Raw genomic sequence first — 26,235 nt, 5'->3', positions numbered from 1 at the left:
CGAGGCACGTTGCCTCGGGCTTTTTTACGTGAGTGCGAAACCGGGGGATTCAGGTTTCGCGTTCATTGCGGATAAAGCATCTTATAAGATGCCAGATAGGCCGCCATTGACGTTTCATGCTACATTTATGAAGCATAAGGAGTCGATCAATGGATTGCACACTACAGATATGCCTGGCTGGTGATTGGGTCGATTGCGCGGAAATCGAATTCGACGGCGGCCTTTGCCAATGGAACTACGACGTCGGCTATGCGATCGAGCACATGCATGCGCCGATTTCGCTGGCCGCTCCCGTCGAGCTCGATATCCACTCGAATCCAACCCTGCCCGCATTCCTCTACGACGTGGTGCCGCAAGGCGCGGGCCGTCGCTTCCTGCTCAGTGAACTGGCGCTCGCCGATGGCCCGGTCGCCGACTTTCCGCTGTTACGCGCGGGCGCCTTCAATCCGATCGGTCGGATTCGCGTGGCCGAAGCCGTTGCGTACTTCGACGCGCACGTCGCGCGGCACCCGGCCACGCGCGGCTTGCCGGGCCTGACGATCGACGACGTGGCCGCCCGCGGCGAGGAATTCAAGGAAAGGATGTTCCTGCACGGCATGCTCGGCTCCGGTACGACAGGCATTCAGGGCGCCGCGCCGAAATATCTGCTGACGCGCGACGAGGCCGGCTTGCTGCATGGTGACGCCGTCCTGGCCGACGCCGATGCGCGCCATCACTTCATCGTCAAGCTCGCACGAAGCAGCAGCGCGGCCGACCGCAAGGTGCTGCACAACGAGGCGGCCTACATGCGCGTGGCCGCAGCGCTCGGCATTCGCACGCATGCCGAGCTGCCGGCCCTGCATGGCGACGTGCTGTTCATCCCGCGTTTCGACCGGCGAGTGCGCGACGGCAAGGTCGACCGGCTTCACCAGGAAAGCATCGCGTCGCTGCTCGGGCTTGCCGGCTTCGATGGTCGTCCGAGCCTCTTCGACGTGGTGGCCGGCATCCGCCAGGTCGTCACCGATCCGGCCGCCGAAACACTCGAATTCATCAAGCGCGACGTGCTCAACCTGGCGATGCGCAACACCGACAATCACGCGCGCAACACGGCCGTGCAGATCGTCGACGGCACGGTGCAGTTGACGCCCCTGTTCGATTTCGCGCCGATGTACCTCGACCCCGAAGCGATCTCGCGCACGCTGCGCTGGTACGCGCCCGACACCCGGGCCGAGCTGACCGATTGGCGAAGGATTCTCGACGCACTGGCCGTGCCGGAGCCCGAGCGCATCGCGCTGCGCGAGCAACTCGGCCGCTTCGGGCGGCAACTCGAACAGCTCCCCGAAATCATGACTGCGCAGCGCGTCGATGCCGACATCACCGAATTCCTCAAGCCGTCGATCGACACGCAGGTCCGGCAACTGCAAGCCCTTTGAACCCCGGAGCCCTTTCATGCCGCGCCTGACCCGCCCCAGCCGAGACGAGCAGAACGCCCTGCGCCTGGCCTTCTACGAACAGATCGGCCAAGGCGCCCTGACGCTGCCCGAAGCCATGAAGGCGATGCGCAAGATGACCGGCCTGACGCAAGCCGAATTCGCCGCGCATCGCGGCGTCAGCCGCCGTGTCATCCAGGACATCGAGCGCGGCACCGGCAACCCGACCGTCGAATCGCTGAACAGCATCGCGAAATTGTTCGGCCTGCAGGTCGGGCTGGTGCCGGTCCGGCGCAAGAGCATCACGCCAAGCGCCGTGCGTTGAGCCACGCAAGCCGAAAAAAACGGACCCCGAAAGGTCCGTTTTTTCACTCGGCATCCCGCACCGGCATCCGGCTACGCGCCGCTCAAAACCCGAGCCGCTCGCAGATCACCCGCGTCGGCGAGGCCAGGTTCAGCGTGTAGAAATGCAGCCCCGGCACGCCGGCCTTGATCAGCCGCTCGCACATCGCGGTGATCACGTCGGCGCCGAACGCGCGGATCGACTCGCGATCGTCGTGATAGCTTTCGAGCCGGCGCGCGATCCAGCGCGGCACTTCCGCGCCGCACATCTCCGAGAAGCGCATCAACTGCGTGTAGTTCGTGATCGGCATGATGCCGGGCACGATCGGCACGTCCACGCCGAGCCGCACGGCATCGTCGACGAAACGGAAATACGCGTCCGCGTTGAAGAAGTACTGCGTGATGGCCGAGTTCGCGCCGGCCTTCACCTTGTCGGCGAAGTGCTGCAGGTCGAGCTTCGGCGAACGCGATTGCGGATGGTATTCCGGGTACGCGGCCACTTCGAGCCAGAACCAGTCGCCGTGTTCGGCGCGAATGAAGCTGACGAGCTCGGACGCATAACGCAGCTCGCCCACCTCGCCCATGCCGGACGGCAAATCGCCGCGCAGCGCGACGATGTGGCGGATGCCGTGCGAGCGATATTGCTCGAGGATCGCGCGCAGGCTGTCCTTCGACGAACCGATGCACGACAGGTGCGGGGCGGCCTCCAGGCCGTCCTTCTGCATGTCGAGCACGGTGTCGAGCGTGCCTTGCTGCGTCGAGCCGCCGGCGCCGAACGTCACGGAGACGAACTTCGGCTTGAGCGGCAGGAGCTGCGCACGCGTGGCGCGCAGCTTGTCGACGCCTTCCGCCGTCTTGGGCGGAAAGAATTCGAGGGAAAGTTCGATCGGTTTCATGATTCGGGGAATCTGCTCAACCCAGGTTGCGCTGGCCGAAGATCAGGGCGGACAGGAGCCACGACACGATGCTGTACAGGATCGATCCGAAGAACGCCGACCAGAACCCCGACACCTCGAAGCCCTTCAGCAGCGACGACGCGAACCAGAAGCAGAGCGCATTGACGACCAGGATGAAGATGCCGAGCGTGAGGATCGTGACGGGCAGCGTCAACAGGATCAGCACCGGCCGCAGGATCGTGTTGATCAGGCCGAGCACCACCGCGACGATCAGCGCCGTCCCGAAGCTCTTGATATGAATCGAGGGCACCAGGTACGTGATGATCAGCAGCGCCAGCGCGTTGATGATCCAGGTCAGGATGACGGACATGAGAGGCTCCTAGTACAAACACAAACCGGGCCGTTCGACACGGCCCGGCTGGGCCGCGCTTGCGGCCGACGCTGCGTGGCGCGCCGCCCCGCAAGGAGCACCGCGCGCCACGCCCTGACCCGGCCCGCGGGCCGGGCTGGCGATCAATAACGGTAGTGGTTCGGCTTGAACGGGCCTTCCTGCGACACGCCGATGTACGACGCCTGCTCCGGCGACAGCACCGTCAGGTTCGCACCGATGCGCTCCAGATGCAGGCGCGCGACCTTCTCGTCCAGATGCTTCGGCAGCACGTACACCTTGTTCTCGTACTGCTCGCCACGCACGAACAGTTCGATCTGCGCGAGCGTCTGGTTGGCGAACGAGTTCGACATCACGAACGACGGGTGGCCGGTCGCGCAGCCGAGGTTGACCAGGCGGCCTTCGGCCAGCAGGATCACGCGCTTGCCGTCCGGGAAGATGATGTGGTCGACCTGCGGCTTGATGTTGTCCCACTGGTACTGGCGGGTCGACGCGATGTCGATTTCGGAATCGAAGTGGCCGATGTTGCAGACGATCGCGTTGTGACGCATCGCCTTCATGTGGTCATGGCCGATCACGTGGAAGTTGCCGGTGGCCGTCACGAAGATGTCGGCCTTGTCGGCGGCGTATTCCATCGTCACGACGCGGTAGCCTTCCATCGCCGCCTGCAGCGCGCAGATCGGATCGATTTCCGTGACCCACACGGTCGCGCCGAGGCCACGCAGCGATTGCGCGCAGCCCTTGCCCACGTCGCCGTAGCCGGCCACCACCGCGATCTTGCCCGCGATCATCACGTCGGTCGCGCGCTTGATGCCGTCCACCAGCGATTCGCGGCAGCCGTACAGGTTGTCGAACTTCGACTTGGTGACCGAATCGTTGACGTTGAACGCCGGGAACGGCAGGCGGCCGTCCTTTTCCATCTGGTACAGACGGTGCACGCCGGTGGTGGTTTCTTCCGTCACGCCCTTGATGTGCGCGAGGCGCGTCGAGTACCAGGTCGGATCGGCGTCGAGGTGCGCGGCGATCGACTTGTACAGCGCGACTTCTTCCTCGTTGGTCGGCTTGGCGATCACCGAGCGATCCTTCTCGGCCTTCGCGCCGAGAATCAGCAGCAACGTGGCGTCGCCGCCGTCGTCGAGGATCATGTTGGCGAATTCGCCGTTCGGCCATTCGAAGATGCGGTGCGAGAACTCCCAGTATTCGTCGAGCGATTCGCCCTTGAACGCGAACACCGGCACGCCGGCTTCGACGATGGCCGCGGCCGCGTGATCCTGCGTCGAGAAGATGTTGCACGAGGCCCAGCGCACGTCGGCGCCGAGCGCCTTCAGCGTCTCGATCAGCACGCCCGTCTGGATCGTCATGTGCAGCGAACCGGCGATGCGCGCGCCCTTCAGCGGCTGCGACGCCTTGTTTTCCTCGCGGATCTGCATCAGGCCGGGCATTTCGGTCTCGGCGATGTTCAGTTCCTTGCGGCCCCAGGCGGCCAGCGCCAGGTCGGCGACGAGGTAATCGTTGGAAGCTTTCGAATCGATAACGGCGTTCATCACGCCCTCCTTTCTTGATGGATCAAAGATTGGTGACGTGAGCGCCGTTCAAGGAGCGGCTCGCTGGCCGGAGGGTTCGTGGGGACGGACCCGCCGGGCGGTGCGGGCCGCGCGGTGAAGATTTCCGAGCCTGGCGGGCAGGACGCCCGTCGCAACGCTCCTCGGAAACGAGCACGGATTGTAGCAAACAGTCGTGAACAATTCCCACACGCATGGCGCGGGATTCGACGGCCGAAATCCCGCGATCGATCGCGACGATGGCGGCAGGCGGGCACTCGCCTGCGGGCCTCGTGCGGCGCGCCGTGGCGCACTGCGGCACCCGATACGCGGCGCTCAGTGTTCGGCGCCGACCCAGGCCTGTTCGCGCAGGCGGGCGCGCAGACGCGCCACGGCCTGGCTGTGCAACTGACACACGCGCGATTCGCTGACCTCCAGCACCGCGCCTATTTCGCGCAGATTCAGCCCGCGCTCGTAATACAGCGACATCAGCAATTTCTCACGCTCGGGCAGGCGATCGATCGCCTCCACCAGCGCGGCGCGCAGGTGATCGTCGAGCAGCGCCGACAGCGGGTCCGAATGATCCACGCGGTAGCGGTCGAGGAACGGCTCGTCGTCGGCGGAGCGGTCGAAATCCTCGTAATAGATCAACTGGCTGCCGTGCAGATCCTGCAGCATCGACTGGTACTCGTCGAGCGGCATCTCCAGGTGCGTGGCGATCTCGGTTTCGTTGGCCGGGCGGCCGAGCTTCTGCTCGACGCGGTGCACGGCCTGCTCCACCTCGCGCGAGGTCTTGCGCAGGCTGCGCGGCAGCCAATCGTTGCTGCGCAGCTCGTCGAGCATCGCGCCGCGAATGCGCTGCGTCGCGTAGGTTTCGAACTGCGCGCCCTGATCTTCCTTGTAGCGGCCGGCCGCGTCGAGCAGGCCGATCATGCCGGCCTGGATCAGGTCGTCGAGATCGACGCTGGCCGGCATCTTCGCGACCAGTTGCAGGCCCAGACGACGCACCAGCGGCGCATATTTCGCGAGCACCTCGGCTTGCCCCATCCCGGCCTCGGCCATCGCCGACGTGGACAGTTTTCCTTGAGCGTTGTACATCGGCTCTCTCCTGATAGCCCTTTGGGTCAGGCGGCTTGCGCCGCACCCCGTTCGACGGCCGGCGTAGCGGCGAACGCCCGGCCGGCGACCGGCGCCGAGCGCATCGGCCAGTACAGCAGGTCCGACGCGATCTGCCGGTAGTCGCGCGCGGCGGCGGCCGACGGAAATGCGTCCACCACCGTGTGCACCAGTTCGCGGGCGCGCGCGACGAGCGGATCGGCGCTGACGTAGCCGCCTTCTTCCAGCGCGACCGTCAGGTAGCGTCCCGCCACGCCGGCCAGATTCTCGTAGGCGGCGCGCGCATCGGCTTCGCTCTGCACGTGGTTGATCAGCACGCGGAACTGCGCGAGCGCGTGCGCGTAGTGCAGGCGCTTCATGCAGGCATAGGCTTCGGTGATCGCCGCGCCGGCCACCCGCGTGACGATCAGCACGTCGTGCGCGGCGCGCGCGAGCGCCGACAGCGCACCGTTGGCGTCGCGCTGGGCGTCCACCAGCACGATGTCCGCCGCGCCGTCGAGATAGGCGGCCAGGCGTTCGTCGTCGTAGCCGTCGCGCGCCAGGTCGGCCGCCACGCACAGCGAGAAGCCGGCCTCGTGACGCACCGTGGTGCCGGTGCGCAACCAGGCGCCGGCCAGCGTTGCGGTGGCGGATTCCACGTCCGAACGCTCGTCGACCACCAGCACGTCCTTGCCGAGCGCGGCCAGCGCGGCGGCCAGATTGACGACCGCCGAGGTGCAGCCGACGCCCGACGGGCCGCCGGTGACCGCAACGATCCGGGTGGCGCGGCCGGCCAGCAAGCGCCGCAATCCTTCGGCCTGATCGGTAGTGCGCTTATCCAAAGTAGACCTCGTGTTGTCCGGCGCCCGGGCGGCCGGCCAGAGCCGACAGCATGCCGGGCAGTTCGTCTTCGTGCGGCACGAACGGCGAGCCGTCGCGCGGCACGCAGAACGCGCTCTTGAGCAGGAACTTGCGGGTGGCGACGTACAGGTTCTCCGGCACCTTCTGGCCGGTCGACACGTAGTGCACCGGCAGTTGGTAGCGGATCACCGTGTCGAGCACGCTGCCGAGGTTGGTGGCCTCGTCGAGCTTGGTCAGGATGCAGCCGGCGAGATCGGTCTGACCCGCGCCGCGATAGGCCTGCACCACTTCGTTGAGCGTATCGCCGTGGCTGGTAGCCGACATCAGCAGCAGCCGCTGCACGCGCGAATCGGCGCCTTGCAGCATCGCGATCTGGTCGGACACGGTGCGGTCGCGCTGGCTCATGCCGATCGTGTCGATCAGCACGATGTGCTTGTTGCGCAGCTCCGAGAGCGCCAGTTGCAGATCGCCGCCGTCCTTCACCGCATGCACCGGCACGCCGAGAATCCGGCCGAAGATGCGCAGTTGTTCGTGGCCGCCGATCCGGTAGCTGTCGGTGGTCAGCAGCGCGACCTTGCTGGCGCCGAAGCGCATCACGCAGCGCGCGGCCAGCTTGGCGGTGGTGGTGGTCTTGCCCACGCCGGTCGGCCCCATCAGCGCGAACACGCCGCCGCGCTCCATCAGCGCATCCTCGCTGTCGAGCACCGGCAGGTTGCCGGCCAGCACCGTTTCGGCCCATTCGCAGGCGCCTTCGAAGCTGCCCGCCGACACGTCGGCCGGCAGGTTGTCGACCAGGGTGCGCACCAGTTGCGCCGAGAAGCCGGCCGAGAACAGGCGCTTGGTCAGCGCGCCATGCAGCGGGCTGCGGCGCTGGCGGTCGCCCCATACGAGGCCGGCGAACTGCTCTTCCATCATGCCGCGCATCGCCGACAGCTCGTTCATCACCGTCTCGTTGACGATTCGCTCGATGCGCGAATTGACTTCGTCGGCGATCGAGGCGGCCGGCGTCTGGGTGCCGCGCACCACGCGCTCGGCGAGCTTGGCGACGGCCGGCGAGATCGCCGGGGCAGCCGCAGCGGCCGGGGCAGCCGGGCGTTGCGGCGGCTCCACGCGGGCAGCGACGTTGCGCACGATGTCGCGCGCCCATTCGGGCGTCGCGCCGTCGTCGAGCGCCGCATTCAACTCGGCGGCCGTGACCGGCTCGCCGCGTGCGGCCGGGGTCTGCATCGCATCGTGCTGGCGCGTCAGGCGGCGCGCGTGCTCGACGAGCCACGGGGCCGGCGTGGACGGCGCGACGGCCGGAGCCGGTTCGTAGGCGGGTGCGGCGGCGGCCGGGGCGGCGTCGTGCTGGTCGTCGTCGCCCAGGTCGTAGCGGGAGGCAGCCGAGGCCGGTTCCGTGGTTTCGGCGCTCGCGCCGAACATCGACGAGAACACGTCGCCCGAGGCGTACGGATTGGCCGGCATGCGCGGCGCGGCGGGCGCGGCGGCAGCGTTGGCGGCCGGCGCCGGGCGGGCGGCGGGCGGCAGCGCGCGGGCCTGCGCGGGCGCTGCGGCCGGCGATTTCGGCGCCAGCGCGGCCAGCTCGGCGTCGGCGAGCGCGACGATTTCGACCGAACCGTCGTCGAGCGTGCGGTTCGACAGCACGACGGCATCGCCGCCAAGCGCTTCACGCACCAGACGCAGTGCGTCGCGGCTCGTTGCGCCAGTGAATTTGCGGATGTTCAAGCGTTACCCCCGATGACGTTCGTGACTTTGATCGTGCGTGTTTCCGGCACTTCGGCATAGGACAGCACTTTCAATTGCGGCAGGCTGCGGCGCAGGAAACGCGCGAGCATCGCGCGCAGCGCGTGCTGCACCAGCAGCACGGGCGGCAGCCCCATGTTCTGCTGCCGCAGCATCGCTTCTTGCGTGCCGATCAGCAGCGTGTGCGCGAGACCCGGTTCGAGACCGGGGTTCGCGCCCGTGGCGAGCGCTTGCGACAGCACCCGCTCCAAATTTGCGTCGATACCCATCACCTGCATTTCGCCGGTGCCCGGATACCACTGCTGCGTGATCGCGCGTCCCAGCGCGAGCCGCACCACGGCGGTCAGCTCGTACGGATCGGTGATGCGGCCCGACTGCTCCGACACGGCTTCGATGATGGTGCGCATGTCGCGGATCGGCACGCCTTCCTCGAGCAGGTTCTGCAGCACGCGTTGCAGCGTGGTCAGCGACACCGTCTTCGGCACCAGATCCTCGATCAGCGACGGCGCATCGCGGCCGGTGCGCTCCAGCAGCGCCTGCACTTCCTGGCGGCCGAGCAGCTCGGCGGCGTGCTGCACCACCAGATGGTTCAGGTGGGTGGCGATCACGGTGCTGGCGTCCACCACGGTGTAGCCGTACACCTGCGCCTGTTCGCGCTGCGACACGTCGATCCACACCGCCGGCAGGCCGAACGCCGGGTCGCGCGTCTGCGCGCCGGGCAGCGCGGCCGTGACCTGGCCCGGGTTGATCGCCAGCCACTGGCCCGGAAACGCTTCGCCGGTGCCCACCTCGACGCCCTTCAGCGCGATGCGATAGCCGTTCGGGCGCAGCTCCAGGTTGTCGCGGATATGGATCACCGGCGGCAGAAAACCGATTTCCTGCGCGAACTTCTTGCGGATGCTCTTGATGCGCTTGAGCAGTTCGCCATCGCCGCTGTTGTCGACCAGCGAGATCAGCCGGTAGCCCACTTCGAGGCCCAGCGGATCGATCAGCGTGACGTCTTCCCAGGTGGCTTCGTGGCTGTCGGCCGGCAGCGCGGCGGGCGGCGCGATCTCGGTCACGTCGCCGGAGGCGCGCTTGGCGGCCTCGCGGCGGCTCATCGAGCGCGCCAGCCAGATCAGCCCGCCGCCCAGCAGCAGGAAGGCGAAGTGCGGCATGTTCGGGATCAGGCCCATCACCGCGATGATCACGCCGGTAATGAGCAGCACGCGCGGGTTGGCGAACAACTGGCCGGTGATCTGGGTGCCGATGTCCTCGTCGGTCGCCACGCGCGAGACGATCACGCCGGCCGCGGTCGAGATCACCAGCGACGGGATCTGCGCGACCAGGCCATCGCCGATCGTCAGCAGCGTGTAGTTCTTGCCCGCGGCGGCAAAGCTCATGTCGTGCTGCACGATGCCGACGATCAGGCCGCCCAGCACGTTGATCACCATGATGATCAGGCCGGCGATCGCGTCGCCGCGCACGAACTTCGAGGCGCCGTCCATCGAGCCGTAGAACTCGGCTTCCTGCGCCACCGCGACCCGGCGCTTGCGGGCCTGGTCCTCGTTGATCAGGCCCGCGTTCAGGTCGGCGTCGATCGCCATCTGCTTGCCGGGCATCGCGTCGAGCGTGAAGCGCGCCGACACTTCGGCGATCCGCCCCGCGCCCTTCGTGATCACCGTGAAGTTGATGATCATCAGGATCACGAACACCACGATGCCGACCGCGAAGTTGCCGCCCACCAGGAAGTGACCGAACGCCTCGATCACCTGGCCGGCCGCGTCGGGGCCGGTATGGCCTTCGAGCAGCACCACGCGCGTGGAGGCGACGTTCAGCGACAGACGCAGCAGCGTCGAGAACAGCAGCACGCTCGGGAATGCCGCGAAATCGAGCGGCTTCATGGTGTACATGCTGACCAGCAGCACCATCACCGCCAGCGCGATGTTGAACGTGAACAGCAGATCCAGCAGGAACGGCGGCAACGGCAGGATCATCATGCCGAGGATCATGACGATCAGCACCGGGCCGGCCAGCGCGCGCAGGTTCGCCACGTCGAGGCGGCCGGCGCGCTTGGCGCCCGGAAGCGAGGTCGGCGTGCTCATGCGGCGCCTCCGGTGCGGCCGCCGAGCGCTTCGTCGGCTTCCTCGGCTTCGTCTTCGTCGGCAATCTCGCTGCCCTTGTCGAGTTCGGCCGGCACGTCGAGGCCGGTCGGCTCGGCCGGGAACGCGCCGCCTTCGCTGCGGAAACGCTTGAGCTGGTAGACCCACGCCAGCACTTCGGCCACGGCGCCGTACAGCGGGCCGGGGATCTCGCGTTCGAGATCGACGTTGTGATACAGCGCACGCGCGAGCGGCGGCGCTTCGAGAATCGGCACGCGATGTTCCTCGGCAAGTTCGCGAATGCGGGCGGCGACCAGGTTCACGCCCTTGGCGACCACCTTCGGCGCGCGCATTTCGCCGTCGGCGTAGCGCAGTGCAACCGCGAAGTGGGTCGGGTTGGTGACGACCACGTCGGCCTTCGGCACGTTGGACATCATGCGGCGGCGCGCCATCGCGCGCTGCTGCTGGCGGATCCGGCCCTTCACGTGCGGATCGCCTTCGTTTTCGCGGTGCTCGCGCTTCACTTCTTCCTTCGTCATGCGCAGCTTCTTGTTGTGCTGCCACATCTGGTACGGCACATCGAGGGCCGCCACCACCAGCGTGCCGGCGACCGTCATGCCGCAGCACACGGCGATCAGGTGCATCGCATCGGCCAGCGCTTCGTGCAGCGGCAGCGTGGCGAGCGCGAGCAGGTCGTCGCGGCTGCGCCAGATCGCGACGCCGCCGATGCCGCCCACCACCAGCGTCTTGACCAGCGCCATGCCGAGCTGGATCACGCCTTTCGGCGAGAACACGCGGCCCAGGCCGGTAATCGGATTGAGGCGATCGAACTTGACGCCGATCGCCTTGGACGAGAGCAGCCAGCCGCCCAGCGCCAGCGGCGCGGCGAGCGCGGCCAGGCCGGTCAGCGCGAGCACCGGGGCCACCGCGCTCAGGCCTTCCATGCCGGCGCGGCCGGCGCCGGTCAGCATGGCATTGGTATCGAACGCGCTGGCGTGGTCGAAGCGCAGCGCGCCTTCGAGCATGGTGCGCAGATGCAGGCCGATCGGGCCGGACAGCAGCCAGGCGCCGTAGAAGCCGGCCGCGAGCAACGCGAACGACGACAGTTCGCGCGAGCGCGCGACCTGCCCCTCCTCCCGCGCCTTTTCACGGCGCCGGGGGGTGGCTTCTTCGGTTTTCTCGAGATCGCTGTCCTCTGCCACTGCAGCCTCCGGGGGAAACAGCGGGATGCCGTTTCCAGTGCATCGATTATTGATGGACGTGTCGAGCGGCGATCGGTCGAGGAAAGCAGGGAAACCGGGGTATTTCCGGCGATGGAGTCAGGTGGGCGGTAAAAACGACAGGAACGGACGGGGGTGGCGGAGGATGGAGGGTGGCTTGGGGATGGGCAGTTCGGCGGGAACGCGGCCAGACATGACCGGGGCGGCGAGACGACGGCCCGGCTCGGCGGGGGCGACGGCGACGGCAACAAAACGGAAACGGCCGGCGAACGAGGAAACTGCGACCGGCGACCGGCACGAACGACACCGCCCATCGGCCCGGGCGCGGCTCGGCGAGCCGACATGGCGGCGGCGATCGGAACGCGGCCGATCCGATCGCCCCGCGCCGTCCGTGCCGGCCTGCCTCAACCCGCCGCCGCGCGCTCCAACCCCGCCAGATCGAGCTTCTTCATCGCCATCAACGCGGCCATCACACGGCCGGACTGCGCCGCGTCGGCGTCGCCGAGCAGCGCCGGCAACTGCACCGGCACGATCTGCCACGACACGCCGAAACGGTCCTTGAGCCAGCCGCATTGTTGCGCCGCCGCATCGCCACCGTCGGCCAGCGCGGCCCAATAGCGATCGATCTCGGCCTGGTTCTCGCAATTGACGACGAACGACACGGCCGGCGTGATCCGGAACACCGGCCCGCCGTTGATCGCCGAGAACGCCTGGCCGGCCAGCTCGAAACCGACCGTCATGACCGTGCCCTCGGGCTGGCCGGCGGCGCGCGCGCCCTCCTTGCCGTAGCGGGCCACGCGCGTGATGCGCGAATCGTCGAACACCGACACGTAGAAATGCACCGCCGCCTCGGCGTCGTGCTCGAACCACAGGAACGGCGTGATGCGCTGGATCGACGGCCGCGCCGTCGCAGGGGTCGAGGTCATGGCCTGTCTCCGGATCGTCTCGCCGAGGCCGGCCGGTGCGCGTCGGCGCGGATTCCGGCGGTTCCCGGCGGTTCCCGGCGGTTTCCGGCGGGATTCGGCGAGCTTCGTTGAAGCCGCGCGCGCGTCGGGCACTCCCGGCCGGTTTTCGATGATAGGCCGCCGGCGCCATCACCCGCAAAAAACGAAAAAGGGCGCGACCGTCGCGACCGCCCCTGCCGGAGCGGTGCGCGAGGTCGCGCCCTTCGAACCCGTGCAAAGCCGGCGGTTCGGCCGGCTCAGGCCGTTCAGGTGGCTTACAGCGCCACGTAAGGCGTCTGCGTACCGCCGATCAAGCGCTGGTCGATGCCGAAGTAGATGCTGCGGCCGTAGAAGTGCGGCAGGCCCAGATCGAGCGTGCTGCTCTGGCCGAACGGCCCGCCCAGATTCGCCAGCGCGAAACCGCCCGAGTTGAACAGGTTCTGCGCGTTGACCACCGAGAACGGCACCGCGAGGCTGGTTGCGCCGCCCGAGGCGGTCAGCGTGGCCGTCAGGCTGACCGTGGTCGACGGGCAGTAGAACGAGGGGTTCTGGCTGCAGGTCGGCAGCGTCGCGCTGTCGCTGGTGTCGAAGAAGTACGCGTTCGAGCCGCTGTCGATGAACGCCGACGAGATGGCGCGGCCCTGGAACGTGCCGGTCAGGTTGCCGGCCGTGGTGGTCGCGAGCTTGGTGACGCCGCTCGGCAAGCTGCCCACGCCGAGCGTCAGCGTGCCGGTGGCCGTGCCGTTGCTCGGTGCGTTGAGCTGGACGATCACGCCGTCGTTGTTGCTCGGGAAGCGCGACACCGGGTTCGCCACCTGGTTGGCCAGCGCGACCGTGGTGCGCGTGCAGGTGCCGTTCGACGGGCACGAGTAGTAGTTGCTGTTCGCCGTCGAGCTCACGCAGCCCGAGCCGCAATCGAGCGGCGCCGGCCCGACGCCGAGGATGCCGTTCGCGCCGAGCGCGCTGACCGTATTGGCCGAGGTGCCGCCGTTCGAGCAGCTGGTCGGCACGTTCGAGGTGCCGAGGTCGCCGATGATCTGCAGCGGCACCGAGCTGGCGGTGAGGCCGGCCAGCTTGATGTCGGCGCTGCGCACCGTGCCCCAGGTGTAGCTGGACACGAACTGGCCGCATTCGGTCAGCGCGCCGCCGTTCGAGGCAGTGGCCGTCGGCAGGCTGCCGAGCACGCTGGCGGCGGCCGAGCTGACGAGCCGCAGGCCGTACGAGGCGGTGTCGAGCAGCACGTTGCCGATCACCTGGCAGTTCGAGGAGCCGGGCGCGCAGACGGTGACCGACACGGTCGGCATGTTCACCACGTTGGCCACGCCCGCGTTGACGACGATCGGCACCGTATTGCCGGTGCCCACCGCGCTGCCGTTGCCCGCTTGGCCGTTGGCGCTGCCGCCCGAGGAACCGGCGTTGCTGCTGTTATTGTCGCCACCGCCGCCGCAGGCGACGAGCGCGACCGTCAACGCAACCAGGCCCAGTGCGGCGAGTGCGCGGAAAGGATTCGATGGAATTCGCAAGGTCGGACTCCCGATGGTCACTGGATGTCGGCGCCGGACATGCCGGCGGGCAGCGCCTGGGGCAACCAGGCCGAGCCGGTGAAGGCGCCCATGTGGCCGCCCGAACGCACCACGAGCGAACCGGAATCGATCGCGACCGGCGCACGCAGGCCGTGGGCCGCGTGCGAGGCTTCGACGCCGCTGGTGTAGCTGGAGAAATAGTCGCCGAAGATCGTGGCGAAATCGGGCTTGGTCGGACCTTGCCACGCGACCCCGAACACGGCGCCGTTGGTGCCCACGTATTCGCGGATCACGGTGCCGGAACCGAGCGTGGTTTCGCGCACCGTGTAGGCGGCCGATTGCGTCGTGCCGGTGCCAGCGACGGTGCTCGCCGCCAGCTTCGAGCTGGCGGCCGCCGACGGCGACAATGTGCGCACCACGGCCCCGGTATCGTCGGCCGGCGGCGCCGACGGCGCCCCGCCCAGCGCGGCGAACGCGCCGGTGGCGGTTCCCGCCGCCAGCGCGGCAGCGGCCCATTTCGCGGCCAGGCCGCGCATGCGTTTCGAATTCACCCTGTCACCCCTCGTTGGCAGGCACCGCAGCGCGCAGGACGCGCGCCGCCGACGCCACAAGTGCTCTCAGCGCAAACCGCCGGGCCGTCTGGCGGCGGCCCGGTCGCTGTCGCTCGACAGTATGCCTGTGAGAGATGGCAAAAACCAACCGGGATCGCCCGGGCGTAAGCGGAAGTAACAATTCGCCGCACGCGGTGCCGGCCGGCCCGGCGTCAACGTGCGCGCGCCCGCCGCCGGCTTACCGGGGGCGGGCGCGCGGGCATCCCGAAACAGCGGCGAAGGCGGGCCGAACCCGCGTCGCTCAGAAGCCCAGGCTGGCCAGCAGGTCGTCGACCTGAGCCTGATCCTGAACCACGTCGGTGCGGCCTTCCGGCGAGATTTGCGGGCCGTTCATCAACGATTCGGGCGAGGCCTCGTCGGCCATCACCGCGGCCAGCGCGGCGGCGTTCGCGGCGAACTGCTCGCGCCGTTCGGGCGCGATGTTGTCCACCAGCACCGCGAGCAATTGCTGCTCGATCAGGTAGACCATATCCATGATCTTCTTGATCACCTGGCCGGTCAGATCCTGGAAATCCTGCGCGAGCATGATTTCGAGCAATTGCGTGCGCGTGGCGGAGGTCGCCTCGGGCAGCGTGCCGAGGAACGCGCGCGTGTCGTCCATCAACTCGCGCACTTCGGTCCGCTCGATCGGCGCGCGGTACCAGGTCTCCCAGCGGGCGTCGAGCGCCTCGGCCTCGGATTGCAGCCGCTCCTGCACCGGCTTGGCGATCTCGATCGCGGTCAGCACGCGCTCGGCGGCCTGCTCGGTCATGTTGGCGACGTAACGCAGCCGATCACGCGCATCGGGCACGGCTTGCGCGGCCTGCTCGACATGCTTGTCGAGGCCGAGTTCGCGCATCGAATCGCGCAGCGTGCGCGTCAGTTGGCCGATCCGCGCCAGGATCCGGTCGCTCGTGAAATCCGCGCCGTCCGCCGAATCGTCGTCGGGGAAATCGGCGCCGGCCTTCGCTGCATGAATCGGCTCGTCCATCTCAGCTCCCGGCCTTCGCCATTTTTTCGAGAATCTTGTTCAGCTTCTCGTCGAGCGTGGCGGCCGTGAACGGCTTCACGACATAACCGCTCGCGCCGGCCTGGGCCGCGGCGATGATGTTTTCCTTCTTCGACTCGGCCGTCACCATCAGCACCGGCAGGTGCGTGAGCGCGGCGTCGGCGCGGATCGCCTTCAGCATCGCCAGGCCGTCGAGATTCGGCATGTTCCAGTCGGAAATCACGAAATCGAAGCCGCCGCTCTTCAGGCGCGCCAGCCCGGCCGCGCCGTCTTCGGCTTCATCGACGTTCGAATAGCCGAGTTCCTTGAGCAGGTTGCGAACGATCCGACGCATCGTCGGAAAATCGTCCACCACCAGAATCTTCATGTTCTTGTCCATCACAGTTCCTCTGCAAAATTCCGTATTCTCGCCGCAACGTCAGACACGTTGCGTACGCTCACCCATTGCGGACAGCACGCGGCGGCTCATTTCCGAGAGCGGCACCACCTCGTCGGCCCCACCCAGCGCGATCGCCTCGCGCGGCATGCCGAACACCACGCAGCTCGCCTCGTCCTGCGCGAAGGTGCGCGCGCCCGCGCGTTTCATTTCCAGCAGACCGGCCGCGCCGTCGCGGCCCATGCCGGTCAGGATCACGCCGATCGCATTCTTGCCGGCGTGCGTCGCCGCCGAGCGGAACAGCACGTCGACCGACGGACGATGCCGGTTGACCGGCGGCTCGTCCGACAGGTGTGCAATATAGTTCGCCCCACTGCGTGCGAGCAACAAGTGTGCGTGGCCCGGCGCGATATACGCGTGGCCTGGCAGCACCCGCTCGCCATGCTCGGCTTCCTTGACGGCGATCCGGCACAGCGTGTTCAGGCGCTGCGCGAACGACTTCGTGAAGCCGGGCGGCATGTGTTGCGCGATCAGCACCGCCGGCGCATCGGGCGGCAGCGGCACCAGCAGCTCGCGAATCGCCTCGGTGCCGCCGGTGGACGCGCCGACGATCAGCAGCTTTTCCGTACTGACCAGCGGGTTGTTCATCAACGGCGCGTTCGCCTGCCCCGCCGCTGCCGCCGGCCGGGCAGGCGCCGCCTGGCGCACACGGGCGCGCGCCGCGGCGCGGATCTTGTCCGCCAGCTTCTCCGCGTAATCGAGCATGCCGTCGCGAATCCCGACGCGCGGCTTGGTGACGAAATCCACCGCGCCCAGTTCGAGTGCACGCAGCGTGATTTCGGAGCCGCGCTCGGTCAGCGACGATACCATCACCACCGGCATCGGACGAAGCCGCATCAGGCGCTCGAGGAAATCGAGGCCGTCCATGCGCGGCATTTCGACGTCGAGCGTCAGCACGTCGGGGTTGTGTTGCTTGATCAGATCGCGCGCGACGAGCGGATCCGGCGCCGTGGCACAGACCGACATGTCGGGCTGGCTGTTGATGATTTCGGTCATCAGGCTGCGGATCAGCGCCGAATCGTCGACGCACAATACCTTGATTTTCTGCACGGTGCTCAGGCCTCCTGCTTTTTTGTTCCGCTCGGGGCGGTCGAGCCGAACAGCTCGATGCGCGGCTTCGGCGATGCCGGCGCGGCGAACAGCTCGACGTGGGCGCGTGCCCGCTGCGCGCGGGCGGCGCGGGCGTCGGCGGCGGAGCGCGCAAGCGCGGCTTCGCGCTCCGCGACGCCCGGCACCGCCAGCCGCAATTTCTTGACCATCGCCTGCCCGGTGCGCGGCATGAACGCGACCTTGCGCGGATGCACGCCCTGCAAATCCTCGGCGACGATGCGGATCTTCTCGAGCGCCAGGTAGCGACGCACGAAATCGGCGTTGCGATCGCCGATATTGATGGTGGTCATGCCGGCCAGCACGGCCGCGCCGCCGAACACCTTCGCCTCGAAGCGCTCGCGCTTGCCGCCCGCCTTGATCAGTTCGTTGATCAGCACTTCCATCGCGTAGGCGCCGTAGCGCATCGCGTCGGACGCCGTGGCGCGCACGTCGGCGCCGTCGTCGGGCAGCATGAAATGGTTCATCCCGCCCAGCCCCATGAACGGATCGTGCAGGCAGGCGGCCACGCACGAGCCGAGCACGGTCACCAGCACCATGTCGTCGCGCGTCGTGAAGAACTCGTTCGGCAGCAGCTTCACGCCGGGCTTGCCGAAATGCGTGTCCTGATAGTGATTGGTGGCGATCGGCAGGCCGCTCATGCGTCCTCCCCGGCCAGGCTCGGCACGCCGGCCCCGGCCGACGCGCCGGCCGCCTTGGGCCGCGCGCGCGGCGCGGCGCCCGGCGACGCGTCGCGGGTGCGCTCGTACACAGTCTGGCCGCGCAGCCGGAACGCCTGCGTCACGTACGAGAAGTTCTCCGAATGGCCGGCGAACAGCAGGCCGCCCGGCTTCAGCAGCGGCTCGAAGCGGGTCAGCACCTGCCCCTGCGTCGGCTTGTCGAAGTAGATCATCACGTTGCGGCAGAAGATCGCGTCGAACGTCTGGCCGATGCCGTAATCGGCGTCGGTCAGGTTCAGCGGCTCGAAGCGGATCATCTGCTTCAGCTCGGGCCGCACCTTCACGCGCCCCGCCTGCGGGCCGGTGCCCTTCAGGAAGAAGCGCCGCAGCCGTTCCTGCGACAGGTGCTTGACCTGGTCGAACGTGTAGATGCCCGCGCGCGCCTTTTCGAGCACCTGGGTATCCAGATCGGTCGCCAGGATCGTGGCCGAGCGCGAGGCCGACGGGCCGAGCGCTTCGAGCAGCGTGATCGCCAGCGAATACGGCTCCTCGCCGGTCGAGGCGGCGGAGCACCAGACGGTGACGGGCGACTGCCGCGTCTTGGCGAACTCGGCCAGGATCGGGAAGTGATGCGCCTCGCGGAAGAACGCGGTCAGGTTGGTGGTCAGCGAATTGGTGAACGCTTCCCACTCGGCCGGATCGTTGTTGCGTTCAAGCTGGTCGAGGTAATCGCGAAAACTGTCGAGGCCGAGCGCGCGCAAGCGGCGCGCCAGGCGGCTGTAGGCCATGTCGCGCTTGTGCTCGGACAGCGAAATGCCGGCCCGGCGATGGATCAGCGCGCGAATCCGCGCGAAATCCTCGCTGGTGAAGGCGAAATCGCGGCCGGCCTCCGACACGCGTGGCGGCAGCGCGGCAGGCAGATCGAGACGGGACGCAGGGCGGGCGTTCATGGCTGGGCCGGGATCAGAAGGTTTCCCAATCGTCGTCGGAACCGGCTGCCACGGCGGCCGGCTTCGACTCGCCCGACAACGCCGGGCGCTTGAGCGCACCGCCGTTCTCGGTTGCGGCCGCTTTCGCGACGCGCGGTGCATAACCCGCCTTGGCGGCGGCCGGCGCGGCCGAGGCGCTGCCGGCGCGCGGCGTGGCCACGGCGGCAGCCGGACGGCGCGGCGGCTTGGCGGCCGACGATGCCGGCGCCGGTGCCGCGCTGGCGTGTTCCTTGGCCGGTTCGGCCGCGGGCGACGGCAGCGCGGCCGGCTTGGCCGCCGGCTTCGGCGCGGGCAGCGCCGCCGTTTTCGGACGGCGCGCCGGTTCGGCCACGGCCAGCGTCAGTGCCGCGACGCCGCCCTCCACGCGCCAGCCCGACACGACCGCCTTCAACTGGCGGGTCTGATCTTCAAGCGAAGCGGCAGCCGCGGCGGCCTGCTCGACCAGCGCGGCATTCTGCTGCGTGACGGCGTCCATCTGGCCGACCGCGCGGTTGATCTGCTCGATGCCGGTCGATTGCTCGTGCGACGCGGCGCTGATCTCGCCGATGATGTCGGTCACGCGGCGCACCGCCTGCACGATCTCGGCCATCGTCGCGCCCGCGCGCTCGACCAGCTCAGAGCCGTTGCGCACGTTGTCGGCCGAATCGCCGATCAGTTGCTTGATTTCGCGCGCGGCCGTGGCGCTGCGCTGCGCGAGCGAGCGCACTTCGCCGGCCACCACCGCGAAGCCGCGGCCCTGCTCGCCGGCCCGCGCCGCTTCCACGGCTGCGTTCAGCGCCAGGATGTTGGTCTGGAACGCGATGCCTTCGATGGTGCCGATGATGTCGACCACCTTGTTCGAGCTGACCGAGATCGCCTGCATGGTGGACACCACCTCGCTGACCACCTCGCCGCCGCGCGTCGCGATGTCCGACGCGTTGACGGCCAACTGGCTCGCCTGGCGCGCGTTCTCGGCGTTCTGGCGCACGGTGCCCGTCAGTTGCTCCATGCTCGATGCGGTTTCCTGCAACGAGGCGGCCTGCTGCTCGGTGCGCTGCGACAGATCGACGTTGCCGCTGGCGATCTCGTGCGCGCCGACATCGATCGACTCGGTGCCGCGATGCACGGATTTCACCATCGACGTCATCGCTTCCTGCATGTGGCCGATGCCGCCGAACAGGCGCCCGATCTCGTTGCTGCCCTGACGCTGCACGCGCTCGGACAGATCGCCCGCGGCGATCTTCTCGAACTTGCCGATGGCTTCTTCGAGCGGGCCGACGATCAGGCCGCGCAGCATGAAGCGCACCAGCACGATCAGCAGCACCGACAGGCCGATGCCCACCGCGATGCAGGTCAGCATCAGCGAGATCTGCGCTTCGGTGCGATCGTGATGCGCGGCGACGCGCTTGTCGAGCGCGGCCACCACGGCCGTGGCCGCGTTGTCGTAGGCCACGAACATCGGGCTGATCTGCGTATCCGCGATCGCGTGGTAGGCGGCCATGTCGCCGCCCTTGACCGCGGCGATCTCGGCGTCGAGCGCCGTCTTGAGCGTATCGCGGCGCGCCGACACTTCATCGAGCTGCGCGCTGTCGACGCCGGTTTTCGGCAGCGCCTGGAACGACTGCCAGTTCTGCACGGCCAGATCGTAGAGCTGCTGGGTGCGGGCGATGGCGCTTTGCGCGTCTTCGGTCTTGCCCGATTCGGTCAGCGAGCGGACCCGGTCGAGCGAGACGCGCGTGCGCAGCAGATACGACGAGCCGTTGGTCAGCGCCCGGATGGCGGGGATATCGCCACCGACGATTTCGTCGAGCGCGCTGCCCGTCTGGTTCAGCGCCACGAGGCCCAGGCCGCCGACCACGGCGGTAAGCAATACGAACGACAATCCGATCGCGGTTAGCGTCGTGCGGATCGACCAGTTGTGCAACATCGTGACTCTCCCCGTGAGAAGTCGGGTTGGCGATTACACGCCGAATTGGTCGATGAGGGCCATTTCGCGGCTGGTCATCAACTTTTCGATATCCATCAGGATCAGCATCCGGCCGTCCACGCTGCCGAGGCCCGTCAGGTACTCGGTGGTCAGCGTCGCGCCGAATTCCGGCGCCGGCATGATCTGGTCGGACGTCAGCGTCAGCACGTCGGACACGCCGTCCACCACCATCCCGACCACGCGATGCGCGACGTTCAGGATGATCACCACCGTCTGATGGTCGTAGTCGATGCGGCCGAGATGGAACTTGATGCGCATGTCGACGATCGGCACGATGATGCCGCGCAGGTTGATCACGCCCTTGATGAACTCGGGCGCGTTCGCGATGCGCGTGACGCTGTCGTAGCCGCGAATTTCCTGAACCTTCAGGATGTCGATGCCGTATTCCTCGTCGCCGAGCGTGAATACCAGGAATTCCTGGCCGGCTGCGTCGGCATGCGCGGCGTCGCGCCGGTTGGCGCCCGCGAGCGCGGCCGCCTGTTGGATCGATTGGACTTCGGACACGTTGTCCTCCAGTGCGGGCAAGCCGCGTAGCGGTTAGAAAGTCGCGAGCGCCCCCGCGCCATGCGCGGCGCGGGCATCGCGGTTGAGGGCGGCCACGTCCACGATCAGGGCGACGCTGCCGTCGCCGAGGATCGTTGCGGCCGAAATGCCATGAACCTTGCGGTAATTCGTTTCGAGGTTCTTCACGACCACCTGCTGCTGGCCCACCAGTTCGTCGATCAGCATCGCGAAGCGGCGGCCCTCGGTTTCCATGATCGTGACGATGCCCTGGGTCGGATCGGTGCGCGCATCCTCCACCGAGAACACCTCGTGCAGCGCGACCAGCGGCAGGTATTCGCCGCGCACGCGCACCACGCGTTCGCCGTTGCCGACCGTGTAGATGTCGGCGGCGGCCGGTTGCAGCGACTCCATCACGAAGTTCAGCGGCAGGATGAAGATCTCGTTGCCGACCTTCACCGACATGCCGTCGAGGATCGCCAGCGTCAGCGGCAGCACGATCCGGGTGGTGGTGCCGCGGCCCGCGAACGACTGGATCTCGACGTGGCCGCCCATCGACTGGATGTTGCGCTTGACCACGTCCATGCCGACGCCGCGGCCCGACACGTCGGTGATCGTCTCGGCGGTCGAGAAGCCCGGCGCGAAGATCAGGTTCCAGACTTCGTCGTCGCTGATGTTGTCCGCCACCGGAATGCCCTGCTGGGCCGCCTTGGCGAGAATCCGTTCGCGGTTCAGGCCGGCGCCGTCGTCGCTGACCTCGATCACGATGTTGCCGCCGTGATGCGCGGCCGACAGCACCAGTTGGCCGACCGCATCCTTGCCCGACGCGCGGCGCTTCTCGACCGTTTCGATGCCGTGGTCGAGGCTGTTGCGCACCAGGTGGGTCAGCGGATCGATGATCCGTTCGATCAGGCTCTTGTCGAGTTCGGTGGCCTGGCCGAACGTGACCAGTTCCACTTCCTTGCCGAGCTTGGTGGCCAGGTCGCGCACCAGGCGCGGGAAGCGGCTGAACACATAATCCATCGGCATCATGCGGATCGACATCACCGCTTCCTGCAGGTCGCGCGCGTTGCGTTCGAGTTGCGCCATGCCGTTGTAGAGGCGGTCGTGCAGGGCCGGATCGAACGCGCTGGTGGTTTCGGCCAGCATCGCCTGCGTGATCACGAGCTCGCCGACCAGGTTGATCAGTTGGTCGACCTTTTCGACGCCGACGCGAATCGAGCTGCCTTCGGCGTTCGCCGGCGCGTGCGAACGGGCGCGGCGGTCCTCGCCGTGCGCGGCCTTGGCGTCGCCGTCGGCCGGGGCGGCGGCCGGTGCGGCTGCGGCCGGCGCGGGGGCGACCGGCGCAGGCGCAGCGGCAACGGGTGCGGCGGCCGGAGCCGGTGCGGGCGCGGCGGCCGGCGCGGCAGCCACCGGTGCGGCAGGCGCGGGCGCCGGAGCCGCTTCGAGCGTGGCCGGCGCACTCGCCGCGCCGTCGCCCGGCGCGGTGCCGTGGCCGATCGAGATCTGGCTGTCGTCGATCACGAAGCACAGCACGGCGACGATGTCGTCGGACGGCACGTCGCTGTCGAGCCAGAGCGTGACGTCCTCGCCCGCTTCGCTGCGGCCGACGATGCGGCCCAGGTTGCCGAGTTCCTCGACCAGCAGGTCGCGATCCTTGGCGCCGACGCCGCGCAGCGTGATGCGCAGATGCGGGCCGGTTTCGCCGGCGGCAGCCGGGGCGCTACCCGGATGGGCCGCTTCCACCGCCTGCGCGATGACGTGATCGGGCGCGCCGTTGCCGGACGTCGCGCTGAATTCGGCAGCGGCCGCCGCGAACGCGAGTTCGAGATCGGCTTCGGATTCGTCTTCTTCGGCAGCCGGTGCGGCGGCGGCCGGTGCAGCCTTGGCAGCAGCAGCCGGAGCCGGAGCCGCAGCCTGGCCGAGCGCTTCCCGTTGCAGCGTTTCGAGCTTGGCGCAGATCGCCGCGGCCGCGGCCGCATCGGGCTCGGCGCTCGCGCGATAGTCGGCCAGCTGATCCGACAGCACGTCCTTGGTTTCGAGGAACGCGTCGATCATCGGCATCGTCAGCGTGATCTCGTGATTACGCGCGCGGTCGAGCAGCGATTCGAGGATGTGGGTGGTGTCGGTCAGCGCCGCGAAACCGAAGGTGGCCGCACCCCCCTTGATCGAATGCGCGGCGCGGAAGATCGCGGCCAGATCCTCGGGGTCCGGCGAGCCTGCGTCGAGACCGAGCAGCAATTGCTCCATCTGCGCGAGCAGCTCGTCGGCCTCGTCGAAAAACGTCTGATAGAACTGGGTGATATCGAGAGTCATGCCGGATCCACGTCGGTGTCGTCGGTTGGCGTCTTATGGGGTTCGGTCGCGGTGCGCTCGCGCGACTACGGGTGGCTCGGCGCCGCCAACGCGGCCACCAGGTCCAGCAGGGTGTCGGGGTCCAGCGGCTTTTCGATCCAGCCGGTCGCCCCCGCCTCGCGCACCGACGACTTGAATTCGTCGCTGCTTTCGGTCGTCAGCACCAGGATCGGCGTGTCCGCGTAGGTGCCGCGCGCGCGCAGCGTGCGAATCACATCGAGGCCGTTCTTGCCCGGCATATGGTGATCGGTCACGACCAGGTCGAAGGCGATCGCCGCCGCGAGTTCGAGCGCGATCTCGCCGTCGGCGGCCACGTGCACGTCGTAGCCCGCGTCGGCGAGCGTCGCCTGGAGCAGCGCGCGCATGGTCGCGGAGTCGTCGATGGCGAGAATGGAGCGGATCATGTCGTTCGGTTCCGGTTCACATTAGTGGGCGCTGCCGGTCGCCGGGGCCAGCGGCGCGATCGGCGCCGCCGGGGCAACCGCCGGCTTGCCGGCCACCGGCGCCACGGCCGTGCCCGGCGCCGCCGTGGCCGGCTTGCCGGCACCGCCCGCGATCTGCTGGGCCAGCGCCTGCGAGCCCGCGGCGTCGTTCGACAGCGTGGTGGCGGTCGAGTCGTCGCGCATCAGTGCCATTTCCGACTTGTGGTTCAGCACCAGGATGCTGATCCGGCGGTTCTCCGGATCGAGCGGATCGGCCTTGTTGAGGTTCTGCGTGGAGGCCAGGCCGGTCACGCGCAGCACCTTCGCCTCGTCCATCCCGCCCGACACCAGCTCGCGGCGCGACGCGTTCGCGCGGTCGGCCGACAGTTCCCAGTTGCTGTAGCCCTTCTCGCCGCCCGAATACGGAATGGCGTCGGTGTGGCCCTGCATCACGATGCGGTTCGGCACGTCGTTCAGCGTCTTGCCGATCTCGCGCAGGATGTCGCGCATGTACGGTTCGACGGCATCGCTCGACAGCGCGAACATCGGCCGCTTCTGGGTATCGACGATCTCGATGCGCAAGCCCGTCATGGTCGAATCGATGCGGATCTGCTGCTTGAACTGGCGCAGCACCGGGTTGGCCTCGATCGCGGCCATCAGCTTGATCTGCAGGTCGTGCAGGCGCACTTGTTCGAGACGGTCCTGCGCGCCGGCGGTCTGTTCGGTGTTGTGCTCGTCCTCGCGGCCGCTCTGCGCGAGCCGGTTGGCCAGCGCCGAGGTGCCGTCGGTGCGGCGCGTGGTGCCAGAGTCGCTGCGCGTGATGTCCGCGCCGCCGCCGTTGACGATGCTCGAATCCTGCGAGCTGCGATCGCCGGAGCCGAAAATCGCGGCCTTCAGCGGGGTATTGAAATAGTCGGCGATGCCCTTGAGCTGCACCGGCGTGGCCGCCGACAGCAACCACATCAGCAGGAAGAACGCCATCATCGCGGTCATGAAGTCCGCATAGGCGAGCTTCCAGGCGCCACCGTGGTGGCCCTTCTTCGCCGGCGCGACCCGCTTGACGACGATCGCTCGATCCTTGCCCTTGCTCATCGCCCGGCCGCTCCGCTTATTTCGCCTTCACACGGCGCACGTGCTCTTCCAGCTCGGCGAACGACGGGCGTTCGGTCGAGAAGAGCACCTTGCGGCCAAATTCCACGGCGATCGCCGGCGCATAGCCGTTCAGGCTCGCGAGGATCGTCACCTTGATGCACTGGAACAGCTTGGTGGATTCGGCCGCGCGTTGCTCGGCCAGACTCGCGAGCGGGCCGATCAGGCCGTACGACAGCAGAATCCCGAGGAACGTGCCGACCAGCGCCTGCGCGATCATCGCGCCGAGCACCGCGGGCGGCTTGTCGGCCGAGGCCATGGTGTGCACCACGCCCATCACGGCCGCCACGATCCCGAACGCCGGCATCGCGTCGCCGACGCGGTTCAGCGCATGCGCGGGGCCTTCCACTTCCACGTGGTGCGTCTCGATTTCCTCGTCCATCAGGCTTTCGATCTCGAACGCGTTCATGTTGCCGCCGACCATCAGGCGCAGGTAGTCGGTCAGGAACTCGACCATGTGCTTGTCGGCGAGGATCTTCGGGTATTGGGTGAAGATCGGGCTCTTCTCGGGGTCGTCGATGTCGGCCTCGAGCGTCAGCGTGCCTTCCTTGCGCGCCTTGGCGAGCAGCACGTAGAGCAGCCCCATCAATTCCATGTACAGCTCTTTGGTGTACTTCGAGCCCTTGAACAGGCTCGGCAACGCGCGCAGCGTCGACTTGATCATCTTCACGCCGTTGCCGAGGATGAACGCGCCCACGCCGGCGCCCACGATCATCAGGATTTCGAGCGGCTGAACCAGGGCGCCCAGGTGGCCGCCCGCGAGCGCGTAGCCGCCGAACACGGACAACAACGTCACGAGAGTTCCCACGATAATCAGCACAGCCTGTCCCTCACGAGTGGCCGGCGGGAAGGCCGCCGTTAAGTGGTTTACGGCAGATGGGGCGAAAACTTTCACCGTCCCGGGCGGGGGCTAACCCGATATCGGCGCCGGCCGGCGAGCCGGCTGCCGGACGGCCGCGCGGCGGGCCGCCAGGCGCCCGTCGCCGGCCACCGCGATGCGGCGCCGGCT

24 protein-coding genes and 1 riboswitch are annotated in these 26,235 nt (G+C 68.1%); of the genes, 2 read left to right on the top strand and 22 right to left on the bottom strand.

Translation table 11 applies throughout. The features are described from left to right. Window positions 1–149: 149 nt before the first annotated feature. Both AB4850_RS33200 and AB4850_RS33195 read left to right on the top strand, forming a co-directional pair. Entirely contained in the window at window positions 150–1,412 is a 1,263-nt protein-coding gene (locus tag AB4850_RS33200; RefSeq protein WP_414443619.1) for a type II toxin-antitoxin system HipA family toxin, read from the top strand. A 16-nt stretch (window positions 1,413–1,428) separates the two neighbouring features. Beyond that, complete coding sequence (locus tag AB4850_RS33195; RefSeq protein ID WP_414443618.1) at window positions 1,429–1,734, top strand: helix-turn-helix domain-containing protein; 306 nt, start codon at window positions 1,429–1,431, stop codon at window positions 1,732–1,734. Window positions 1,735–1,816: 82 nt separating this feature from the next. On the opposite strand, the gene metF is transcribed toward AB4850_RS33195, so the two are convergent. The 22 genes from metF to motA all read right to left on the bottom strand — a co-directional run bounded on the left by metF (window position 1,817) and on the right by motA (window position 26,046). Continuing rightward, entirely contained in the window at window positions 1,817–2,647 is an 831-nt protein-coding gene (metF, locus tag AB4850_RS33190; protein WP_414443617.1) for a methylenetetrahydrofolate reductase [NAD(P)H], read from the bottom strand. A 16-nt stretch (window positions 2,648–2,663) separates the two neighbouring features. Next, on the bottom strand, window positions 2,664–3,017 hold the full coding sequence (locus AB4850_RS33185) for a phage holin family protein (RefSeq protein WP_206126279.1): 354 nt from the start codon (window positions 3,015–3,017) through the stop codon (window positions 2,664–2,666). Between the two features lie 143 nt (window positions 3,018–3,160). Continuing rightward, window positions 3,161–4,579, bottom strand: a complete 1,419-nt coding sequence (gene ahcY, locus AB4850_RS33180; RefSeq protein WP_414443616.1) for an adenosylhomocysteinase — start codon at window positions 4,577–4,579, stop codon at window positions 3,161–3,163. 101 nt (window positions 4,580–4,680) lie between these two features. Then, a riboswitch (S-adenosyl-L-homocysteine riboswitch) is annotated at window positions 4,681–4,748 on the bottom strand. A gap of 164 nt (window positions 4,749–4,912) precedes the next feature. After that, window positions 4,913–5,674, bottom strand: a complete 762-nt coding sequence (locus AB4850_RS33175) for an RNA polymerase sigma factor FliA (RefSeq protein ID WP_414443615.1) — start codon at window positions 5,672–5,674, stop codon at window positions 4,913–4,915. A gap of 26 nt (window positions 5,675–5,700) precedes the next feature. After that, window positions 5,701–6,513, bottom strand: a complete 813-nt coding sequence (locus AB4850_RS33170; RefSeq protein ID WP_414443614.1) for a MinD/ParA family protein — start codon at window positions 6,511–6,513, stop codon at window positions 5,701–5,703. Beyond that, entirely contained in the window at window positions 6,506–8,257 is a 1,752-nt protein-coding gene (gene flhF / locus AB4850_RS33165; protein WP_414443613.1) for a flagellar biosynthesis protein FlhF, read from the bottom strand. The genes AB4850_RS33170 and flhF overlap by 8 nt, the downstream gene beginning before the upstream one ends. Beyond that, window positions 8,254–10,359 carry a flagellar biosynthesis protein FlhA gene (gene flhA / locus AB4850_RS33160; RefSeq protein ID WP_414443612.1) on the bottom strand — a complete coding sequence of 702 codons (2,106 nt, stop codon included), beginning with the start codon at window positions 10,357–10,359 and terminating at the stop codon, window positions 8,254–8,256. Before flhA ends, flhF begins: the two co-directional genes overlap by 4 nt. Next, window positions 10,356–11,558: a flagellar biosynthesis protein FlhB gene (flhB, locus tag AB4850_RS33155; RefSeq protein ID WP_414443611.1), complete on the bottom strand. Its 1,203-nt coding sequence runs from the start codon at window positions 11,556–11,558 to the stop codon at window positions 10,356–10,358. Before flhB ends, flhA begins: the two co-directional genes overlap by 4 nt. Before the next feature lie 422 nt (window positions 11,559–11,980). Then, window positions 11,981–12,502, bottom strand: a complete 522-nt coding sequence (locus AB4850_RS33150) for a VOC family protein (RefSeq protein ID WP_414443610.1) — start codon at window positions 12,500–12,502, stop codon at window positions 11,981–11,983. A 293-nt stretch (window positions 12,503–12,795) separates the two neighbouring features. After that, window positions 12,796–14,043 (bottom strand): DUF3443 domain-containing protein, encoded by a 1,248-nt coding sequence (locus AB4850_RS33145; RefSeq protein ID WP_414443609.1) that lies wholly within the window; start codon window positions 14,041–14,043, stop codon window positions 12,796–12,798. A gap of 17 nt (window positions 14,044–14,060) precedes the next feature. Further along, window positions 14,061–14,594, bottom strand: a complete 534-nt coding sequence (locus AB4850_RS33140) for a DUF2844 domain-containing protein (RefSeq protein ID WP_414443608.1) — start codon at window positions 14,592–14,594, stop codon at window positions 14,061–14,063. Between the two features lie 301 nt (window positions 14,595–14,895). Further along, on the bottom strand, window positions 14,896–15,624 hold the full coding sequence (gene cheZ, locus AB4850_RS33135; protein WP_414443607.1) for a protein phosphatase CheZ: 729 nt from the start codon (window positions 15,622–15,624) through the stop codon (window positions 14,896–14,898). Between the two features lies 1 nt (window position 15,625). Then, window positions 15,626–16,021, bottom strand: coding sequence for a chemotaxis response regulator CheY (cheY, locus tag AB4850_RS33130; RefSeq protein WP_414443606.1), 396 nt, complete (start codon window positions 16,019–16,021; stop codon window positions 15,626–15,628). 39 nt (window positions 16,022–16,060) lie between these two features. Next, a complete protein-coding gene (locus AB4850_RS33125; protein ID WP_414443605.1) occupies window positions 16,061–17,128 on the bottom strand; it encodes a protein-glutamate methylesterase/protein-glutamine glutaminase in 1,068 nt (355 codons plus the stop codon). 5 nt (window positions 17,129–17,133) lie between these two features. Continuing rightward, a complete protein-coding gene (gene cheD / locus AB4850_RS33120; protein ID WP_414443604.1) occupies window positions 17,134–17,826 on the bottom strand; it encodes a chemoreceptor glutamine deamidase CheD in 693 nt (230 codons plus the stop codon). Further along, window positions 17,823–18,794, bottom strand: a complete 972-nt coding sequence (locus tag AB4850_RS33115; protein WP_414443603.1) for a CheR family methyltransferase — start codon at window positions 18,792–18,794, stop codon at window positions 17,823–17,825. Before AB4850_RS33115 ends, cheD begins: the two co-directional genes overlap by 4 nt. 13 nt (window positions 18,795–18,807) lie before the next feature. Next, window positions 18,808–20,739 carry a methyl-accepting chemotaxis protein gene (locus AB4850_RS33110; protein ID WP_414443602.1) on the bottom strand — a complete coding sequence of 644 codons (1,932 nt, stop codon included), beginning with the start codon at window positions 20,737–20,739 and terminating at the stop codon, window positions 18,808–18,810. Window positions 20,740–20,772: 33 nt separating this feature from the next. Next, entirely contained in the window at window positions 20,773–21,303 is a 531-nt protein-coding gene (gene cheW / locus AB4850_RS33105; RefSeq protein ID WP_414443601.1) for a chemotaxis protein CheW, read from the bottom strand. 33 nt (window positions 21,304–21,336) lie between these two features. Then, a complete protein-coding gene (gene cheA, locus AB4850_RS33100) occupies window positions 21,337–23,616 on the bottom strand; it encodes a chemotaxis protein CheA (protein ID WP_414443600.1) in 2,280 nt (759 codons plus the stop codon). A gap of 65 nt (window positions 23,617–23,681) precedes the next feature. Further along, window positions 23,682–24,059 carry a response regulator gene (locus tag AB4850_RS33095; protein WP_414443599.1) on the bottom strand — a complete coding sequence of 126 codons (378 nt, stop codon included), beginning with the start codon at window positions 24,057–24,059 and terminating at the stop codon, window positions 23,682–23,684. A 21-nt stretch (window positions 24,060–24,080) separates the two neighbouring features. Then, window positions 24,081–25,169: a flagellar motor protein MotB gene (gene motB / locus AB4850_RS33090; RefSeq protein ID WP_414443598.1), complete on the bottom strand. Its 1,089-nt coding sequence runs from the start codon at window positions 25,167–25,169 to the stop codon at window positions 24,081–24,083. A gap of 16 nt (window positions 25,170–25,185) precedes the next feature. Beyond that, complete coding sequence (gene motA, locus AB4850_RS33085) at window positions 25,186–26,046, bottom strand: flagellar motor stator protein MotA (protein WP_414443597.1); 861 nt, start codon at window positions 26,044–26,046, stop codon at window positions 25,186–25,188. Between the last annotated feature and the right edge of the window lie 189 nt (window positions 26,047–26,235).

It is taken from the genome of Burkholderia sp. 22PA0106 (assembly GCF_047497155.1).
Taxonomy (GTDB): Bacteria; Pseudomonadota; Gammaproteobacteria; order Burkholderiales; family Burkholderiaceae; genus Burkholderia.
Note: the sequence above shows the minus strand (reverse complement) of the source record. Positions and strands in the feature narration are given on the sequence as shown.

What these genes read in the sequence shown, in the direction of transcription:
- metF (WP_414443617.1), bottom strand. Translation starts at nt 2,647, where the DNA reads ATGAAACCGATCGAACTTTCCCTCGAATTCTTTCCGCCCAAGACGGCG.
- cheY (WP_414443606.1), bottom strand. Translation starts at nt 16,021, where the DNA reads ATGGACAAGAACATGAAGATTCTGGTGGTGGACGATTTTCCGACGATG.
- flhA (WP_414443612.1), bottom strand. Translation starts at nt 10,359, where the DNA reads ATGAGCACGCCGACCTCGCTTCCGGGCGCCAAGCGCGCCGGCCGCCTC.
- AB4850_RS33185 (WP_206126279.1), bottom strand. Translation starts at nt 3,017, where the DNA reads ATGTCCGTCATCCTGACCTGGATCATCAACGCGCTGGCGCTGCTGATC.
- AB4850_RS33195 (WP_414443618.1), top strand. Translation starts at nt 1,429, where the DNA reads ATGCCGCGCCTGACCCGCCCCAGCCGAGACGAGCAGAACGCCCTGCGC.
- AB4850_RS33150 (WP_414443610.1), bottom strand. Translation starts at nt 12,502, where the DNA reads ATGACCTCGACCCCTGCGACGGCGCGGCCGTCGATCCAGCGCATCACG.
- motB (WP_414443598.1), bottom strand. Translation starts at nt 25,169, where the DNA reads ATGAGCAAGGGCAAGGATCGAGCGATCGTCGTCAAGCGGGTCGCGCCG.
- cheA (WP_414443600.1), bottom strand. Translation starts at nt 23,616, where the DNA reads ATGACTCTCGATATCACCCAGTTCTATCAGACGTTTTTCGACGAGGCC.
- AB4850_RS33175 (WP_414443615.1), bottom strand. Translation starts at nt 5,674, where the DNA reads ATGTACAACGCTCAAGGAAAACTGTCCACGTCGGCGATGGCCGAGGCC.
- cheD (WP_414443604.1), bottom strand. Translation starts at nt 17,826, where the DNA reads ATGAGCGGCCTGCCGATCGCCACCAATCACTATCAGGACACGCATTTC.
- ahcY (WP_414443616.1), bottom strand. Translation starts at nt 4,579, where the DNA reads ATGAACGCCGTTATCGATTCGAAAGCTTCCAACGATTACCTCGTCGCC.
- cheZ (WP_414443607.1), bottom strand. Translation starts at nt 15,624, where the DNA reads ATGGACGAGCCGATTCATGCAGCGAAGGCCGGCGCCGATTTCCCCGAC.
- AB4850_RS33110 (WP_414443602.1), bottom strand. Translation starts at nt 20,739, where the DNA reads ATGTTGCACAACTGGTCGATCCGCACGACGCTAACCGCGATCGGATTG.
- AB4850_RS33095 (WP_414443599.1), bottom strand. Translation starts at nt 24,059, where the DNA reads ATGATCCGCTCCATTCTCGCCATCGACGACTCCGCGACCATGCGCGCG.
- AB4850_RS33200 (WP_414443619.1), top strand. Translation starts at nt 150, where the DNA reads ATGGATTGCACACTACAGATATGCCTGGCTGGTGATTGGGTCGATTGC.
- AB4850_RS33115 (WP_414443603.1), bottom strand. Translation starts at nt 18,794, where the DNA reads ATGAACGCCCGCCCTGCGTCCCGTCTCGATCTGCCTGCCGCGCTGCCG.